This window comes from Pseudomonas sp. GXZC, from assembly GCF_026967615.1.
GTDB lineage: Bacteria > Pseudomonadota > Gammaproteobacteria > Pseudomonadales > Pseudomonadaceae > Aquipseudomonas > Aquipseudomonas azotoformans_A.
Genome location: NZ_CP114115.1, coordinates 1,574,851 through 1,591,422 on the forward strand (window position 1 = coordinate 1,574,851; position 16,572 = coordinate 1,591,422).

A 16,572-nucleotide genomic window follows, 5' to 3' on the forward strand; every position below is an offset into this window, starting at 1 on the left:
CCGGTGATTAGACGGCTTTTCGGGGGCGACCCTAGCTGCACAGAGCAATCATACAGGGCTTCCGAATGTCACACGCAATCATCGCTTCGATCTACGAGGCAAAGCTCATCGCCTGGAACGCTGCCAGGTCGGAGAAGTTGAAGATCGTCTTCGAGAACACGGCCTACACGCCGTCGGCGGGCGAGACCTACCTGCGGGCGTTCACGATCCCGGGCGACACCGCCAGCAACACGCTCGGCGGTGATCACCGGCTGTTCACCGGCGTGTTCCAGGTGAGCATCATCGCGCCGGCGGGCACCGGCAAGACCAAGACGAACCCTATAGCAACTGAACTGACCGATCTGTTCCCGCTCTACGCCAGGGACACGAAGGGCTCGGTCACCGTGGTGACGATGTCGCCGGCCGACCAGGGCCCCGGCATCACCGGCGATTCCACATACACGGTTCCCGTTTCGTTTTCATATCGCGCCGACACCCACTAATCCAGCCCATTGGGCAAACCCCGAACCCGCCTTGAGCGGGTTTTGTTATTTCTGAGAGAGGTAAAAACCATGGGCTACAAACTCCCCAACGGCGGCACGTTCCAGCACGCCGCCACTTATGCCGCTGCTCTGGCGTTCACTGCGATCAGTAACGCCACTGAAGCCGTGGCCACGGTCGCAGACGCCGATCTGGAGGTGGGCGATATCGTGCTGGTTGAGTCCGGCTGGAGCACCCTCAATGGGCGCGTTGTACGTGTTAAGGCCGCAACAGCGGTGTCGATCACTCTTGAGGATATTGACACCTCTGACACGCAAAGCTTCCCGGCGGGCTCCGGTGGCGGCACCCTCAAGAAGATCGAAACGTGGGTGCAGATTCCGCAAATCACCGACGTGGCGTTTTCCGGCGGCGAGCAGCAGTACACGGACGTGGTTTTTCTGGAAGATAAGCAAGGCCGCCAAGTGCCCACCGACAAATCGGCGGCCAGTATGGTGCTGACCATTGCCGACGATCCGGGCAAGCCATTCGTGAAAGTACTGGAGGCCGCTGACGCAGGTCGGAAGGTGGAAGCTGCGCGCCTGAACCTACCCGGCAATGACACCATTTTCTACGGTGCCTATACCTCGTTTTCCAAGCAGCCGACGGTCTCGCGTAGCAACGTGCTGACCCGCACCGTTAACCTGGCTTTGCAGGCCGAACCGACCCGTTATCTGGTGTAAGGAGCACTCATGGCCAAGTTCAAAATTCAGCAAAACCCCACGTTCAAGGTCACCGTTGAAATCCCTCGCGTTGGCGCTGAGCCCGACAAGGTACCTTTCGAGTTCAAGTATCGAGACCGTAAAGCCTTGGCTGCATTGTTCCTGTCGTGGCAGGAGGCTTTCAAGGCGGATGAGGTGCGCTTCAAGGAAATGGGCGCCGAGTTGACCATCGTTGCGCTGACTGAGGCCAATATCGAGCACCAGGTGAGTCAGGTCGAAGCCTTGGTTGTTGGCTGGGGCTATGACGTCAAACTTAGCCAAGAATCCATTCGGGCGCTGGTGGAAACGTCAGCGGGCGCTGGGGATGCAATCGTTAAAGCCTATCAGGGTGCATTCGAAGCGGCACGCTTGGGAAACTGATCGAGGTCGGTCGCGCGCTGTATGAACCTTCGGCGTCATCCGAGCAGCTCAGTCTGTTCGGTCTGACCTCGACAGACTACGACGACACCGTCGAAGTCTGGCCAGATAACTGGCAGGCATTCCGGCTTTTTGAAGCCCTGTCGACGCAGTGGCGCACCGGCGCGTGCGGGGCTACCGGCCTTGATTATTCGGCGATCTACGACACCGCCAGCCTCTCGGGCTTTACCAAAAAACACACAATTAAGCTCTTCCCTGACCTTCGGGTTTTGGAAGCCGAGGCCATGCTCGTCATGTCTGAGCAAATGAATAAAGGGTGACGGCATGAGTGGCGATATTGCGAGCCTTGGGATTGCCGTGCAGACCGGCGAAGTCACCAAGGCCAATAACGAGCTGGAAAAACTCGTTCAGGTTGGTGAAAAAGCTGAAAAGGCAGCAGCAGGGATCAGTGATGGTTTCGACAAGGCTTCGGCGGCGGCTTCTGGTTTGTCGGGCGCAGAAACCAAACTGGCTGAAACCACGGAGGATGCCAAGGTTCGCCTGCTTGCAATGGCCAAGGCCTCTCTGGACTCAAGCGAGTATCTGAAGAGCCTGGCTTCAAGCGTAAACACCAATACCGCCGCCATGGATGCGGCTCGAGCCACCACCACCGACTTTGCTGCACTCAACCGGCGACTTAAGGCGGATGCTGACGCTTTGGTTGGAACGGTAGACCAACAAGCGCAATCCACCCGCCAAGCAGCAGCGGCGACCGGAGTGCAGGCCGACGGTCTGGCCAAGCTTCTGGGGCAAATCAATCCTGCCGTTGCAGCGCTGGGGCGTCTTGATGAACAGCAGGCCAAGCTCGAGCAATACCGCAAGGCCGGGCTGATTGATGCAGAGACCTTCAAGGATTACTCGACGCGCATCGATTCGACGCGCAAGAGCCTTGGCGGGTTTGACGATGGGTTGTCGAAAACCGGCCTGAGTGCGAAGCAAACCGAGGCGGCACTGCGTCAATTACCAGCTCAGTTCACCGATATATTTACCAGCCTGGCAGGCGGGCAAAACCCGCTGATGGTGTTGATCCAACAGGGCGGGCAGATCAAGGACTCGTTTGGAGGCATTGATAACACCCTGACCGTGCTCAAGGAGAAGTTTCGGTCGCTGTTTTCAGGTGGCTCCGGCGCCGCTGATTTAGGGGCTTCTTTGGCCGGCATGGCAGTGAACTCACAAGATTTGGCTGAGAGTGCTGGCGAAGCTGGCGAGAGTCTTTCTGATCTGGCTGAAAGCTCGAACACAGCAGCGGAGGCCGCTGAGAACGCACAGAAAGCCGTAGGGGCGATCAGCCCAGCAATGAGTGGCGTGACGCTTGGTGCGGCAGGGATGGCGCTCGCCGTACTTGCCGCAGCGGCAGCGGTAGGCGTACTGATCTATGGCTATAGCCAGGGGAGCAAGGAGGCTGATGAGTACAACAAGGCACTGATCCTCACCGGTAACTATGCCGGAACCAGCGCCGGGCAATTGGCTGACTTGGCACTGCAGGTCAGCGCTACCAATGGCACGATCGGCGATGCGGCAGCCATACTGGCTAAGCTCGCAGGTAGTGGTGTGATTGCAAGTAGCAGCTTCAAGGAAATAGCTGATGCAGCTTCAGCAATGGAAGACGCTACTGGCAGGTCGGTAGATGCAACCATTGCCGAGTTCGTCAAAATCGCAAAGGACCCGGTGGCGGCAGCAAAAGAACTCAATGATCAATATCACTTCCTGACCGCCTCGGTTTACTCGCAAATTGTCGCGCTGAAGGAGCAGGGCGATACCACGGCAGCGACCGACCTTCTCACCAAAACCTACGCCGAAACGGTTCAAGATCGATCCAGGCAGATTACCGACAACCTCGGGACGATTGAACGGGCATGGAAAGGGATCAAGGATGCGGCTGCCGGCGCGCTGGATGCGACGTTAAATATCGGTCGGGTGCTGACCATGGAGCAGCAGGCGCAGGTCATTCGGGATCGCCTCGCAACCAATCAGGGTCGACGCGGGCGAGTAGCATCGCTTGGTATTGAGACCAGAGACATTGCTAATGATCAGCGTGAGCTGGCTTATCTCGAGCTTCAAATTGATGCGGAGAAATCCAAAAACAGCTATCTCGGCGAGCGAAACCGAATACAAAAAGAAGGTATAGATGCCGGGCAGCGGCTGAAGCAAATTAGTGATGCCAGCCTTACAAATGCAGAAAAGCGCGACAAACTCACCAAGGCTTATCTACGTGATGTAGAAGTGCTGAAGAAGGCCAATCCGGACGATCCTCTGGTCCAGGCAGAGTTTGTGGCTAAATCCCTTCAGAACATCAAAGACAAGTACAAAGACCCGAAAGTCCCAAAAGGAGCGGTCGGCGCCGTAGACCTGACGGAGTTCAACGCCTCTCAAAACGCTATCAAAACAATCCTCGCCGAGTACACCAACGCCCAAAAGGAGTTGGATGCACTGCAAAAGGCTGGCTTGGTTTCGCAGGAAGAGTACGGCTGGAAGCGCGCAGGCCTGATAGGCAATGAGAAAGACGAAATCACCGCGGCGTATGAGGCCGAGATAGCAGCGCTTGAGTCAGCCAAAACCAGAAAGACCACCTCTGCTGCGCAAGCGATCGAACTCGACAAAAAGATCGCCGATGCCCGCACTGACATGGTTAAAGCTCAGCAGGACGCGGACAGTAAGCTTAAAGTGCTGGAGATTGATCAAGAGGGGCGCCTTAAAAAGCAAACCTTGGCGATCAATAACTACACCGATGCGCTGAGTCGGCAGAATCAAGCGTTGCAGCAGGCGGGGCAGCGGGCCGCGCTCGGCGTTGGTCAGGGTGACCGTCAAAACGCCCTCAACGGTGAGCTGAATGGCATTGCTGACCAAGCCAACCAGCAGCGCCTAGATCTGGCCCGGGACAAAGCCGACGCCGCGCGCAACATGAGTGCGGACGAGTACAACCAGAAGCTCGCTGCCATCAATAAAAGCGAATCCGACCTTGCGCAGACCACGCTCAGCAATTATGAGCAGATGTCGGCCGCTCAAAGTGATTGGCGCAACGGGGCAACGGCCGCTTTCCAGAACTACATGGACAGTGCCCGGGATGTGGCAGGGCAAACAAAAAGCCTGTTCAGCAACGCGTTCAGCTCGATGGAAGATGCGGTCGTTAACTTCGCCATGACCGGGAAGCTTTCGTTTGCGGACTTCACCAAGTCGATTTTGGCGGACATGGCGCGCATTGCTGCCAGGCAAGCGGCGTCATCGGCTCTCAGTTCGTTGTTCGGGGCCGCCAGTTCTGCGGCAAGCGCCTACTTCGGCGGCGGCGCGGGAAACGGAATGGCCGCAGGGTCTGCCGGCGCGGCTTCATCCAGCCTTGGCGCGTCCTCGGCTGGATACTCCAGCACGTACTTTCCGCAAGCACTTGGAGGGGCCTGGTCCAATGGCGTCCAGATGTTCGCCGATGGTGGAGCGTTCGCTAATTCTGTCGTCAGCAAGCCCACGGCTTTTGGCATGGCGAACGGCAAGACCGGGGTCATGGGCGAGGCCGGCGATGAGGCGATCATGCCTCTGACCCGGACTGCCGGCGGCAAGCTCGGCGTTATGGCGGTTGGCGGCGGTCAGGGCTCGAGCACCGAGGTGGTTATTCAGCAGAACTTCACTGTTGCCGATGGTCAGGGGGGAGGGGCTTCCGAGGAGGCGCAGGGCCAAGCGGTGGCGCAGGCATACGCCAAGGCAGCGAAACAGGGCGCTCAGGAGCAAATTGCCCGAGACCTGAGGCCTGGCGGTCAAATTTGGGCGGCAATCAACGGTCGATAACAGCCCCCACTTCGGTATGGGTTCCTTTTTTTGGAGAGCCGTATGGCTACGGAAACCTTCACGTGGACTCCAGATAAGGAGCCAACCGGTACCACCAGCTTCCGTATCAAGTCAGCCAAATTCGGCGACGGTTACGAGCAGACGGCGGAGGACGGAATCAACAACAAGTCTGAGTCATGGCCACTTACGTTTACGGGGCAGAAGACCAAGATCGCTCAGATCAAGGCCTTTCTGAATAGACACAAAGGCGCCACAGCCTTCAACTGGACCGAGCCATTCGGAGAAAATCTTTTGATTAAGTGCAAGGAATATCAGTCCAGCAACAAGGGCGGCAGCGTCTACACCCTGACAGCAACCTTCGAACAGGCATTTCACCCATGAGTATTGTCCCTCTCAACATCGGATCGGGGCCGAACGACGGAACTGGTCAAGATCTGCGCTCAGGTGGACAGGTCATCAACGATAATTTCGCCGAGCTGGACCAACGTGCGACCTCAGCTCAGGCGACTGCAGATGCTGCCGTAACAAACGTACAGCTTCAGACAGGCCTGGACGTAAAGGTCGACAAGATCGCAGGTAAGGGCCTTAGCACCGAAGACTTCACCACCGGGGAGAAGAACAAGCTCGCCGGTTTGCAGCCTGCCCACTATCGCGGCACGTTCATCTCGCTTGCCGCACTGCAGGCCGGCGTCTCGACGCCGGTCGCAGGCGACTACGGCGACGTGGATGCGGGGGTCGGCGCGGACGTTCAGCGATTCATTTGGGACGCATCCGATATAAAATGGGTGCTACAAGGCGCTTCAGGCGGCGGACCAGACAACACCGACAGCTTGCCGGAAGGTTCTACGAACCTTTACTTCAGTGGAGCTCGAGTACTTAGCGCGGTCCTTTCTGGGCTTTCCTTGCTCACTGGAACTCCTGTTGTCACCACGGACACTATCTTGGTCGCTGTTGGTAAGCTTCAGAAGCAGATCGGCGACCTGGCAGGCACCGTTGCGAACAAGGCCAACAAGGGCGCCAATAGCGACATCACGGCGATTACAGGCCTCACTACACCGTTGGCTTTGAGCCAGGGTGGTACAGGTTCTGCGTCTGGCGTACCTGATATGGTTGGCGCGTCTTCCAGCACGGTCGGAACCAAGGGCTTGGTGCCGGCGCCATCAGTTGGTGACCTACGCTTTCTTGCAAGCGACGGAACTTGGCAGACGATCTCAACGCAAAAACCTTACGTTAGCGTTAAAGGGTTTGGCGATTCAAATACAGTGGGGCTGGGACTATCCTCGACTGCATACAATTACATCAATCGCGAGTCGGAAATAGTTAAGATTCCCTTTGTAAATAATGCAGTTAATAGCGCATGCACTTGGGATCAGGCTGCTCAAGTTTATTCAACTAACCTCGCTGTAAATGAATGCTCTCAAATTATGATCGGGACCAACGATTCGCGCAGGTATGGCACGGTAGCAAATGATCTTGACACCTTCAAACGTGCTCACGCATCCCTGATTGCTTGGCTCGCAATCCCCGAACTGGGTAAAGTTAGGGCAGCCAACCCACTGATTACTTACACGGGTAACTGGGGTGACTCGGCGGCTTACCCAACCCTCACGCTTAAAGGTTCTCCTGCCGTTGGATCCGTCGCGAGTTTCACCTTCACCGGAACCACGCTATATTTTTCTACGGCCAGAACAAACGTATCCGGCACACGTGCAACTGCTACGGTGCGAATTGATGGTGTAGTTGTTGGCACGGTCACCGCCCAAGGATTTTCCTCTAACACTATCATTGGCGCTAACTATGGTCCCGCGCTGTATCGATTCGGCGGGCTTTCCGCCGGGCAGCACACAGTTACGATAACGACGGTAACTGCGGACTCGCAAAACCTATTCTTTGTTGAGTGGTTCGCCGTTCCAGATGCTGCGAACTTTAGCCGACCGGTAAACGTGTTGAACGTTGCTCGCCAAACAGCCGCCGGCGGAGGCGTTGATGCAACCACCATTGCCTACAACACTGCTATCTCGGATAACGTGGCGATGCTTGTAGCTGATGGTTATAGAGTCAATCTCGCAGATGTGTTCTCAACAATAAACCCCGCAACCGACCTTCAAGCAGATGGCCTTCACTTCAACTTGCAGGGCCATGCCAAGATCGCACCTGTTGCTTCGCTGTCGCTGCTGAAGTTTTGATTGGTCATATCAAGATGCTGACCCTATGGACAAGTTCAATAGCTGCTGGAAGCTGAGCCAAGTCCTACGCACTACTAGGGCTTGGTGATAAACTGGCTGCTTTCAGGAATGGAATCGATCATGCGTGCATTGATAGTAGTGGCGGTTGTGTGTTTTCTTGCAGGATGCGGCGCGCCATCGATGGGCGAACTGCGTGGCTGGGGCTCGAACCAGGCCTTTGGCTCAAAAAAAACCTCATCGCAACTATCCAAGTGTGTGCAGGGTGCTTGGCAATCCCAGAGCGCCGCTGATGGATCGCCAGGCTCATATGTTCAGTCGTGGGGAAATACCGGCTATACGGTTGTTACTAAAGGCTCTCACTATTTCGTAGATATTGACGACAGCCCAAGCGGGTCTATGGCTAAGTTCTACGTGGTTGTTAGCGATACTATCGCAAAGAATAGGCTGTCATCGCTACAGGGCTGCCTGTAGGTAAAAATCAAACTATCTAATCCCGCCTCGGCGGGTTTTTTATTGCCTGGAGAAAGCCATGCCGATAACTGCCGACATCCAAACGCTTGAGCCAGGAGCGTGGGTGGAGCTTTTTGAGCTAGACGCCACGGCGCTTGGCGCTGAGCTTTACCGTTTCCACGGATACCCCCAGGAATCCTCTATTTTCTGGCAGGGACTGGAGTACTCGCCGTGGCCGATCAAGGCCGGCGGGTTCGAGATGACAGGGCAGGGCGCGCAGCCCACGCCGACGCTCTCCGTGGGCAACGTCGGTGGTTTCATCACCGCCCTGGTGCTGTATTTCGAGGACCTGGTGGGCGCGAAGCTGATTCGCCACCGCACTCTGGGCAAATACCTGGACGGGCAGCCAGAGGCCGATCCTGACGAGGAGATGCCGCCGGACATTTGGTACGTCGAGCGCAAAGCCTCGGAAGACAATGAGGTGGTGCAGTTTGAACTGGCTTCTGCTCTGGACTTCCAGGGTGTCCAGCTACCGCGCCGCCAGATCGTCGCCAACGTTTGCTGGTGGCTTTCCTGCGGCGGATATCGCGGGCCGTACTGTGGCTACAACGGGCCGCCGGTGGCAGACGAGAACGACATCATTGTGACGGATGCCGCCAAGGACAAGTGCGGCGGGCGGCTCACCAGCTGCAAGCTTCGCTTCGGCGCCAATAACCCGCTGCCGTACGGGTCGTTCCCGGCCGCCGGCCTGATCAGGGCTTAACCCATGAACAAAGCAAGCAAGGCAGCAATTGAGGCTCATGCGCTCGCCGAGTACCCCCGCGAGTGTTGCGGGCTGCTGGTGCGCGAGGGCCGCAAGGAAGTCTACGTGCCGTGCCGCAATACCGCCTCGACGCCCAGCGAGCATTTCCGCCTAGATCCGGAGGACTACGCCGGCGCTGAGGACCGTGGCGCGATCCTGGCGGTGGTGCACAGCCATCCGGACTACCCAGCATCACCCAGCGAGGCCGATCGCATCTCTTGCGAGGCATCGGCACTTCCGTGGCACATCCTGGAGCTCCGAAAGGGAGACGACGATGTGGTGCGCGCCGGCGACCTGGTGAGTTTCGCGCCCACCGGTTACCAGGCCCCGCTGATTGGCAGGGCCTTTGCGCACGGCGTTAGCGACTGCCTGAGCATAATCCTCGACTTCTACCGCCGCGAGATGGGTATCGAGCTTGGCGATTTCGAGCGCGAAGACGGCTGGTGGGATAAGGGCGGCAACCTGTACCTGGATAATCTGCCTGCCGCCGGCTTCGAGAAGGTATCGACGCTGCAGCACGGCGACTTGGTGCTGATGCAGATCCGCTCACCGGTTCCGAACCACGCCGCGATCTACCTAGCCGACGGAGTGCTGAAGACCGAGCCCCAACATTACCCGGCGCCCGGTTCGATTCTGCACCACCTCTATAACCGCGACAGCAAGCGCGACGTGTACGGCGGCTACTGGTCCGAGGTGACGGTCGGGTACTGGCGCCATCGCAGCGCCGCCCATTAATCAACAGGCCGCTTTCTGGCGGTTTTTATTGCTCGGAGAAAAAATGGCTCAGTCAGTCGAGAAGATGCAAACCGTTCTGCTGTCTGGATCGCTGGGCCGTCTCTTTGGGAGACGTCATCGCGTCACGACGGCCGGCGGGTTCCGCGATGTAGTTGGGTATTTAAAGCAATTTCCTGGCTTTGAGCGTCACATGGTGGATAGCTCAGAAAAAGGACTGCGCTACGCGATATTCAACGGCAGGGAGAACGTCGGCGAGGATGACCTGGGGAAGCCGACCGGGCGAGATGTGATTCGCATCGTTCCGATAATTTCCGGTTCCAAGCGCGCTGGCCTTATCCAGACAGTGGTGGGGGTCGTTCTAATTGCTGTTGGCAGCTACTTCGGGCAAACCTGGGCCGTTCAACTCGGTATAGGCCTCACCATCGGTGGCGCGATGCAAATGCTCAGCCCTCAAGCCAAAGGCCTCGGCACCCAGGACGGCCCAAACAACCGGCCCAGCTACAGTTTCAACGGGCCGGTAAATACCAGCGTTCAGGGTAACCCCGTCCCGCTGCTTTACGGCAGGATGATCGTTGGCAGCGCTGTGATCAGCGCCGGCATTTACTCCGAAGACCAGATGTAAGCGCCCACCCACCACCAGGCCCGCCAACGCGCGGGCTTTTTTTCGCCTGAAGGAAAGCCATGACCAATCTAGCTATCGCCGGCAGCAAAGGCGGCGAGGATAAGCCGCGCCCGTCAGTTGAGGCCCCTGACAACCTGCAAAGCGTTGCGTACGCCCGAATTCTGGACCTGGTGAGTGAGGGTGAAATTGTAGGTTTGGTGGACGGCATGCGCTCCGTCTTCCTTGGTGAAACGCCGCTGGCCAACGCGGATGGTTCACTGAACTTCAGTGGTGTGACGCTCGATGTCCGGACGGGAAGCCAGGACCAGACGCATATCCCTGGCTTCCCGGCGGTGGAAAGCGAGGTAGGGGTGGGCGTAGAGCTTCGTTATGACCAGCCTTGGGTGAGGGCTGTTACCAACCTGCAGCTGTCGGCCGAGCGTGTTCGAATTTCAGTGCCTCGGCTCGCGCAGACGAACACCTCGAACGGCGACACCAATGGCTATACCGTGCAGTACCGGATCGAGCTTTCTACCGACGGCGGCCCATACGTGCCTATGGTGATTTCATCGTTCAGCGGTAAAACATCGACGAAGTACGAGCGTTCACACCGGGTGGATCTTCCCCCAGCCAATAGTGGTTGGCAGGTGCGCGTGGTGAGATCCACCCCAAACGCGACCAGCTCCGCCATCGCCGACACCACAACCATCGACGCGATTACGGAAGTAATCGACGCGAAGCTGCGCTACCCGGGCTCGGCGATGATTGGTGTCCAGTTTGACGCTTCACAGTTCCAGTCGATCCCGACACGTTCGTTCGACTTGTACGGGCGAATTATCCGGGTGCCGAGCAATTACGACCCCGAGACCCGTATCTACTCTGGCGTCTGGGACGGTAGCTTCAAAAGCGCGTGGACCGATAATCCAGCCTGGATCTTCTACGACCTGCTTCTGCACTTTCGCTATGGGCTGGGCCACCTCCTGAACGATGGCCAGGTCGACAAGTGGGAGCTTTACCGGATCGGCCAGTACTGCGATCAGCTTGTGCCGGACGGCAAGGGCGGAACCCACCCGCGATTTACCTGCAATCTCTACTTGTCAGTACGCGCCGACGCCTTACGCGTGCTGCAAGATCTTTCGACGGCATTCCGCGGGATGGCGTACTGGGCTGGCGGCACTGTTACTGCCTTGTGCGATATGCCAGAGGATCCGGTTTATACCTATTCGAACGCCAACGTCATTGATGGCAAGTTTAGCTACTTCGGCTCATCGAAGAAGACGCGCTACACCGTCGCATTGGTTAGTTGGAACGACCCGACAGACTTCTATCGGCAGAAGGTCGAGTATGTTGATGATCAGGCAGGTATCAGCCGCTATGGCATTCAGCAGACAGAAATCACTGCAACGGGGTGCACTTCCCAAGCCCAGGCCCAGCGGATCGGTAAGTGGGCTCTGCTCACTAACCGCCTGGAGACGGAGAGTGTAGGTTTTTCGGTTGGCCTGGACGGCACCCTGGCGCGCCCTGGGCAGATTATCCGTGTCGCAGACAATGATCGGGCTGGCCGGCGCATTGGCGGCCGACTGCGTTCATCCACATTGGATACGCTCGTCCTCGATGCCGACGTGACCGCTTACCCGGGCGATACCATCACGCTGATCATGCCGAACGGCAAGGCCATATCCCGGGCGGTGAAGTCCGTTGGCTACCCGCTGACGTGGGACAGCACCGGCATCACCTGGGATAACGGCAATATCACCATGGACACCACTGGCTTCCCATCGGATGTTCAGCAGGTGGTCCTGGCCGAGCCGCTGACTGACCTGCCTCCCACGCATTCGATGTGGGCAATCGATTCGCCAACCCTGGCGGTTCAGCAGTTCCGTGTCATGTCCGTGGTTGAGGATTTTTCCGACACCGAGATCAAGTTCAGCATCACAGCCGTTCGCCACAACTCCAGCAAGTACAGCGCGATCGATAACGGAAGCCGCATCGAGCAGCCGCCGTTGACCGTAATTCCGCCCAGCGTTCAGCCGCCCCCGGAAAATGTGATAGTCAGCAATGACCACTTCGTAGACCAGGGCACAGCGGTCAGTGTTATGACGATCGCCTGGGAGAAGCCGACCTCAGCAATCGCCTATGAGGTTTACTGGCGCAAGAACGATGGCGATTGGATCTTCGCGGGCCGTACCGGTACCACGTCGATTGACGTGAGCGGAATATACGCCGGGCGCTACGTGGCCAAGGTGCGTGCGATTAATTCGCTCGACATTGGGTCGGTGTTTGCGACTTCGGCAGAGACGGTACTGAACGGCAAGACCACGCCGCCGCCGGTCGTATCGTCATTCACTGCGCTGTCGATCGTGTTCGGCATCAAATTGCAGTGGTCGATTCCCCAGGACCTTAGCACCGCTGACCTGCAGCGAACTGAAATCTGGTACAGCGAGACCAGCGATATTGCCAGCGCAGTCAAGTTCGGTGATTACGCAAATCCGCAAACAGATTTGACAATCATGGGCCTGGCCGCCGGCAAGCGGTTCTTCTTCTGGGCGCGCCTGGTGGACCGTATAGGCAACTTGGGCGCTTTCTACGGACCGGTTGACGGCCAGTCGTCTTCGGACGCAGGACCTATCCTGGACTACCTCAATGACCAGATCACCGAGACCCAGCTCAGCCAGCATCTGCTTGAGAAGATCGATTCTGGCGGCGGTGCCCAGATCGAGATAGAGGCGCTGAAGTCGGACCTGGCGGCGATGTACAGCATCAAGACGCAGCTCACCGTGGACGGGAAACCGTATCTCGCCGGTATCGGCGTAGGTGTCGAAAACAACGAGGGGATCATCACCAGCCAGGTGCTTATAGCAGCGAGCAGGTTTGCGATCGTTGACCCGAACACCACGAATGTCTTTTACCCGTTCGTGGTGCAGGACAACGCGGCGTACATCGATACGGCCTTCATCCGAGATGGCAGCATCACCATGCTGAAGATCGGCCAGGCCCTGCAATCGGACAACTACGTCGCCGGTGTGCAGGGGTGGCGCCTGGATAAGGCTGGAAACCTTGAGTTCAACGGCCCAGCTCCTGGCGGTGGCCGGCTGACGATGACCAATCGGGCGATCAAGGTCTACGACGAAAACAACGTTAAGAGGGTACAGCTTGGAGATCTGACAGCATGAGCTTCGGAATGAGAATCTGGGGGCCTACTGGCTTCCTTGAGCTAGATGAAAGTTCATTCACCGTCAGGATTGTTTACAGCGCCGTTGTACAGAAGGTGGGCGGCGAGAGCAGAACTAGATGGATATCCATTCCTGGGATTTCGCCGGCAACACACTCAGCGGTTTGTTTTCCGGTGGCAGCTTATGACACGTCCGCTCAAAATATTGCGTCTATTCAATATATCCCCATCGTCGGAAATGGTGGGGTGACTTTATATTTTGGGCAGCCGGGCACGAACGAGGGGGCGCCTTTAGGTATTGGGCCTCAAAGACTTATTGTCACTAGGTATCGGTAATGTCTTTCGGTCTAAGGTTTGTAAACAATAATGACGTGGTTACATTGGACTCTGAGTTTGCGAGGCTTGTAGTACTTCACAAAGGATCTTGGACAAATGGCGGTGGTGGGGCGGCGGTGTCATTTCCAGCGGTGATAACATCATCTGATCCGCCCTTGGTGTTTGTAAGGCCTAGCTCGTCTTGCACGATGTGCTTTTGCCTTATCAATGGCTCCCCAGGAGCCTGGACCGGGTTCTCTTTCAGGGGAATTGCAGGTCAAGTCTATTCGGGGACGTACTTCGCCGCCGCATTTAAAGCCTCGCCTATTGGAACGTTTGGATTAAGACTATGGGATGGGGCGTCGACGTTACTGTTTGATAGCTCGAATCCCTGCGCCCAGTTTACAAAGACTATTACGTCCTGGACTTACCTGGGTGCGGAAAATACCGGGCAGGGCGTTCTTAGACTGAGTTGGACTGCATTTACTCCGCTTAATACAGGGGAGTATATGTTGATTAACAATATAGCAATGGACGTTGCCGGTAGTTCTTCTCGGCAGGGTAATCAATATGCCGTCTGGGACTATGGAAATAATAGGCTGGTCATGCAAGTGATTGGTGTCGATATACAAACAACGCTATATACGCCTGTCGTTTGGGCTAAGCCAGTTTCCTGAAGTCTTGTAATCAATGCATTACCGCCATGCGCGGTTTTTTATATTGATCGGAGAAAAGTATGCCAATCACTCAGCTGCAGCTGCTGCAGATCCTCCAGAACGCCGGCCCTCGAGCCGGTATTTTTTTGCCTGCACTAAACCGTGCGATGCTCCGATTCAAAATCGACACGTCGCAGCGGCAAGCCGCCTTCATCGCCCAGGTCGGCCATGAATCCGGGCAACTCAAGAGTGTGGCGGAAAACCTCAATTACAGCGCCGACGGCCTGGCCGGCAACTGGGCAGCCCGTTATGCGGAGCCTGACGGGAAAGGCGGCTATCTGAAAGTCGATGTGAAGGGCAAAGCGCGGAACAAGCCAAATGCCCTGGCGCTGAGCCTGGCCGGGAAGCCTGAGGCGATCGCGAACAATGTGTACGCCTCGCGTATGGGCAACGGCTCACCGTCCACCGGCGACGGCTGGAAGTACCGCGGGCGCGGCCTGATCCAGGTGACGGGGAAGTCGAACTACCTGGCTGCCGGCACGGCGCTGCAGATCGATTTGTTGAATCAGCCTGAGCTGCTTGAGCAGGCGGAATGGGCGGCAATGTCTGCAGCGCACTACTGGGACGCTCGGGGCCTGAACGAACTGGCAGACGCCGGCGCCTTCCAGGATATTGGCAGCATCATCAACACCGGGCAGAGAGGAAGAGTTCCGAATGGTCAGGACGACCGCCAGGCGCTGTACGAAAAGGCATTGAAGGTGCTGGCATGAGCGGCACAGGATTCACCAGGCTGTCGCGGGTGCTGGCCCAGGCCAAGGAAGGCGATCTCTTCTTCAAGTGCCCAGGCTGCGACATGGTGCACGGCATCTCCACTGGAAATGGGCCTGGCCCCCGCTGGGGCTACAACGGCAATGCCGAGGCACCTACATTCACGCCGTCTGTGCTGGCTCGAACCACGGGCGCCCCTGATGGACGTAGTGTAATGACGCCTGAGGACGAGGCTGAATACGACGCTATCTATGCCAAGGGTGGAAGAGAGGCGGTTTTTGCCAGCCGCTTCGGCAAGGTCTGCCACTCATTCGTCACCAATGGTCGAATCCAGTACCTGGGCGACTGCACGCATAAGCTGGCCGGCCAGACCGTTGACCTACCTGACTGGGAGGATGAGCAATGATGACGCCCGGGCAAATCCTGGCCGCGATCCTGCTGGCGCTTACCATCGGCTTTGGGGGTGCCTGGCAGGTGCAGGACTGGCGAATGGGCAAGCAGCTGGCCGAACAGGCGGCCCTGCACAAGGATGACTTGGCGGCTATCAGCAATGCCGCCGCATCCCAGGCCCGCGGCGAACAGGACAAACGGCTGGCCCTGGAGCAGAAGCTCTCCGGCCAGGACCAGCAACACACCAAGGAATTATCCGATGCCCAGCGCAACCAGGCTCGCCTGCGTGACCAGCTTGCTACTGCTGATGTCCGGCTGTCAGTCCTCCTCGAGGATTCAGCCAGTGACTGCGACGTGCCTGCCGCCACCGGCGCCGCCGGCGTGGTTCATGCAGCCCGTCGAGCCCAACTTGACCCAGCGCATGCTCAACGAATTATCGCCATCACCGACACCGGCGACCAAGGACTGATTGCGCTACGGGCATGCCAGGCGTACGTCAGGACGATTGCACCGGCTTCCTTTCCATCAACAGCTTCTGGTTCTCCCTGAACAGGTGGTCGCGCTGATCGGCGACCACGTCGAGGCTGGCGATCTTCCGCCCCATATCGGAGTTTTCCACGTTCAGCCTGGCGATATTTTCCAATGCTTTCTTGAGTGCCAGTTCGGCAGTCGCTTTGCCGGTGGCCAGGTCATCGCTTAATTGGACAAGTCCGGCAATATTGCGCCGCGCCTTGTTCAGCATCGCTTGCGCCTGGTTGAGTTCGTCCTCGAGCAGGGCGCAATGGTGCTTGTACATTTCCAGCGGCGTAGGGCAGCCAAGCCACGCTGAGGTGTCTTCATCGATGTTCATGGTGGGCAAACTCAAATGCTGTATGTGCATACAGTAATCGAGGCGATTAGGATTTGGGAGTGGTGTTCGTCGGCAGGACGCCGGAAAGGGTGGTTCTCTGTCTAATACTACCTTGAGCTAAGTCGGTTTCATTGGGCTTAAAGCTCCAATAATGACGATAGGGTTTTAGACAGGTTTAAGCGGAAAGCACCGTAGCAGAAGGCCCACGCCCAAACCAAGCCCATACTGCTGCATCA

Annotated in this window: 16 protein-coding genes; 15 read left to right on the forward strand and 1 reads right to left on the reverse strand. The window is 57.4% G+C overall.

From position 1 onward, the window contains the following. Positions 1-65 precede the first annotated feature (65 nt). The 15 genes from OZ428_RS07450 (at position 66) to OZ428_RS07520 (ending at position 16,035) form a co-directional block, all read left to right on the forward strand. Complete coding sequence (locus tag OZ428_RS07450; RefSeq protein ID WP_169863119.1) at positions 66-482, forward strand: phage tail terminator-like protein; 417 nt, start codon at positions 66-68, stop codon at positions 480-482. Positions 483-551: 69 nt separating this feature from the next. After that, positions 552-1,199: a phage tail protein gene (locus OZ428_RS07455; protein WP_094988703.1), complete on the forward strand. Its 648-nt coding sequence runs from the start codon at positions 552-554 to the stop codon at positions 1,197-1,199. A 9-nt stretch (positions 1,200-1,208) separates the two neighbouring features. After that, the gene (locus OZ428_RS07460; RefSeq protein WP_048375948.1) at positions 1,209-1,598 is read left to right on the forward strand and encodes a phage tail assembly chaperone; all 390 of its coding nucleotides are present in this window, start codon (positions 1,209-1,211) and stop codon (positions 1,596-1,598) included. 62 nt (positions 1,599-1,660) lie between these two features. Continuing rightward, complete coding sequence (locus OZ428_RS07465) at positions 1,661-1,915, forward strand: DUF1799 domain-containing protein (RefSeq protein WP_371304172.1); 255 nt, start codon at positions 1,661-1,663, stop codon at positions 1,913-1,915. Between the two features lie 4 nt (positions 1,916-1,919). Further along, positions 1,920-5,411, forward strand: coding sequence for a phage tail tape measure protein (locus tag OZ428_RS07470; protein WP_269133021.1), 3,492 nt, complete (start codon positions 1,920-1,922; stop codon positions 5,409-5,411). Between the two features lie 42 nt (positions 5,412-5,453). Continuing rightward, positions 5,454-5,792 carry a phage tail protein gene (locus OZ428_RS07475; protein WP_269133022.1) on the forward strand — a complete coding sequence of 113 codons (339 nt, stop codon included), beginning with the start codon at positions 5,454-5,456 and terminating at the stop codon, positions 5,790-5,792. Next, complete coding sequence (locus OZ428_RS07480; RefSeq protein ID WP_269133023.1) at positions 5,789-7,597, forward strand: hypothetical protein; 1,809 nt, start codon at positions 5,789-5,791, stop codon at positions 7,595-7,597. The genes OZ428_RS07475 and OZ428_RS07480 overlap by 4 nt, the downstream gene beginning before the upstream one ends. Positions 7,598-7,717: 120 nt before the next feature. Further along, positions 7,718-8,068 (forward strand): hypothetical protein, encoded by a 351-nt coding sequence (locus OZ428_RS07485; RefSeq protein WP_269133024.1) that lies wholly within the window; start codon positions 7,718-7,720, stop codon positions 8,066-8,068. A 58-nt stretch (positions 8,069-8,126) separates the two neighbouring features. After that, positions 8,127-8,810: a phage minor tail protein L gene (locus tag OZ428_RS07490; RefSeq protein ID WP_269133025.1), complete on the forward strand. Its 684-nt coding sequence runs from the start codon at positions 8,127-8,129 to the stop codon at positions 8,808-8,810. 3 nt (positions 8,811-8,813) lie between these two features. Beyond that, positions 8,814-9,584: a C40 family peptidase gene (locus OZ428_RS07495; protein WP_269133026.1), complete on the forward strand. Its 771-nt coding sequence runs from the start codon at positions 8,814-8,816 to the stop codon at positions 9,582-9,584. A 43-nt stretch (positions 9,585-9,627) separates the two neighbouring features. Beyond that, on the forward strand, positions 9,628-10,206 hold the full coding sequence (locus tag OZ428_RS07500; RefSeq protein ID WP_269133027.1) for a tail assembly protein: 579 nt from the start codon (positions 9,628-9,630) through the stop codon (positions 10,204-10,206). 59 nt (positions 10,207-10,265) lie between these two features. Then, positions 10,266-13,358 carry a host specificity protein J gene (locus OZ428_RS07505; protein WP_269133028.1) on the forward strand — a complete coding sequence of 1,031 codons (3,093 nt, stop codon included), beginning with the start codon at positions 10,266-10,268 and terminating at the stop codon, positions 13,356-13,358. A 1,050-nt stretch (positions 13,359-14,408) separates the two neighbouring features. Further along, on the forward strand, positions 14,409-15,098 hold the full coding sequence (locus OZ428_RS07510) for a glycoside hydrolase family 19 protein (RefSeq protein ID WP_269133029.1): 690 nt from the start codon (positions 14,409-14,411) through the stop codon (positions 15,096-15,098). Beyond that, complete coding sequence (locus OZ428_RS07515; protein WP_122758047.1) at positions 15,095-15,502, forward strand: DUF6527 family protein; 408 nt, start codon at positions 15,095-15,097, stop codon at positions 15,500-15,502. Before OZ428_RS07510 ends, OZ428_RS07515 begins: the two co-directional genes overlap by 4 nt. Continuing rightward, entirely contained in the window at positions 15,502-16,035 is a 534-nt protein-coding gene (locus OZ428_RS07520) for a lysis system i-spanin subunit Rz (RefSeq protein WP_269134163.1), read from the forward strand. The genes OZ428_RS07515 and OZ428_RS07520 overlap by 1 nt, the downstream gene beginning before the upstream one ends. Here OZ428_RS07520 and OZ428_RS07525 read toward each other — a convergent pair. Next, positions 15,983-16,336 carry a hypothetical protein gene (locus OZ428_RS07525; protein ID WP_269133030.1) on the reverse strand — a complete coding sequence of 118 codons (354 nt, stop codon included), beginning with the start codon at positions 16,334-16,336 and terminating at the stop codon, positions 15,983-15,985. The two genes, OZ428_RS07520 and OZ428_RS07525, sit on opposite strands and share 53 nt — an antisense overlap. Between the last annotated feature and the right edge of the window lie 236 nt (positions 16,337-16,572).

Excerpts from the sequence above, each read along its gene's own strand:
- OZ428_RS07450 (WP_169863119.1), top strand. The coding sequence starts at position 66 with ATGTCACACGCAATCATCGCTTCGATCTACGAGGCAAAGCTCATCGCC.
- OZ428_RS07455 (WP_094988703.1), top strand. The coding sequence starts at position 552 with ATGGGCTACAAACTCCCCAACGGCGGCACGTTCCAGCACGCCGCCACT.
- OZ428_RS07460 (WP_048375948.1), top strand. The coding sequence starts at position 1,209 with ATGGCCAAGTTCAAAATTCAGCAAAACCCCACGTTCAAGGTCACCGTT.
- OZ428_RS07470 (WP_269133021.1), top strand. The coding sequence starts at position 1,920 with ATGAGTGGCGATATTGCGAGCCTTGGGATTGCCGTGCAGACCGGCGAA.
- OZ428_RS07475 (WP_269133022.1), top strand. The coding sequence starts at position 5,454 with ATGGCTACGGAAACCTTCACGTGGACTCCAGATAAGGAGCCAACCGGT.
- OZ428_RS07480 (WP_269133023.1), top strand. The coding sequence starts at position 5,789 with ATGAGTATTGTCCCTCTCAACATCGGATCGGGGCCGAACGACGGAACT.
- OZ428_RS07485 (WP_269133024.1), top strand. The coding sequence starts at position 7,718 with ATGCGTGCATTGATAGTAGTGGCGGTTGTGTGTTTTCTTGCAGGATGC.
- OZ428_RS07490 (WP_269133025.1), top strand. The coding sequence starts at position 8,127 with ATGCCGATAACTGCCGACATCCAAACGCTTGAGCCAGGAGCGTGGGTG.
- OZ428_RS07495 (WP_269133026.1), top strand. The coding sequence starts at position 8,814 with ATGAACAAAGCAAGCAAGGCAGCAATTGAGGCTCATGCGCTCGCCGAG.
- OZ428_RS07500 (WP_269133027.1), top strand. The coding sequence starts at position 9,628 with ATGGCTCAGTCAGTCGAGAAGATGCAAACCGTTCTGCTGTCTGGATCG.
- OZ428_RS07505 (WP_269133028.1), top strand. The coding sequence starts at position 10,266 with ATGACCAATCTAGCTATCGCCGGCAGCAAAGGCGGCGAGGATAAGCCG.
- OZ428_RS07510 (WP_269133029.1), top strand. The coding sequence starts at position 14,409 with ATGCCAATCACTCAGCTGCAGCTGCTGCAGATCCTCCAGAACGCCGGC.
- OZ428_RS07515 (WP_122758047.1), top strand. The coding sequence starts at position 15,095 with ATGAGCGGCACAGGATTCACCAGGCTGTCGCGGGTGCTGGCCCAGGCC.
- OZ428_RS07520 (WP_269134163.1), top strand. The coding sequence starts at position 15,502 with ATGACGCCCGGGCAAATCCTGGCCGCGATCCTGCTGGCGCTTACCATC.
- OZ428_RS07525 (WP_269133030.1), bottom strand. The coding sequence starts at position 16,336 with ATGAACATCGATGAAGACACCTCAGCGTGGCTTGGCTGCCCTACGCCG.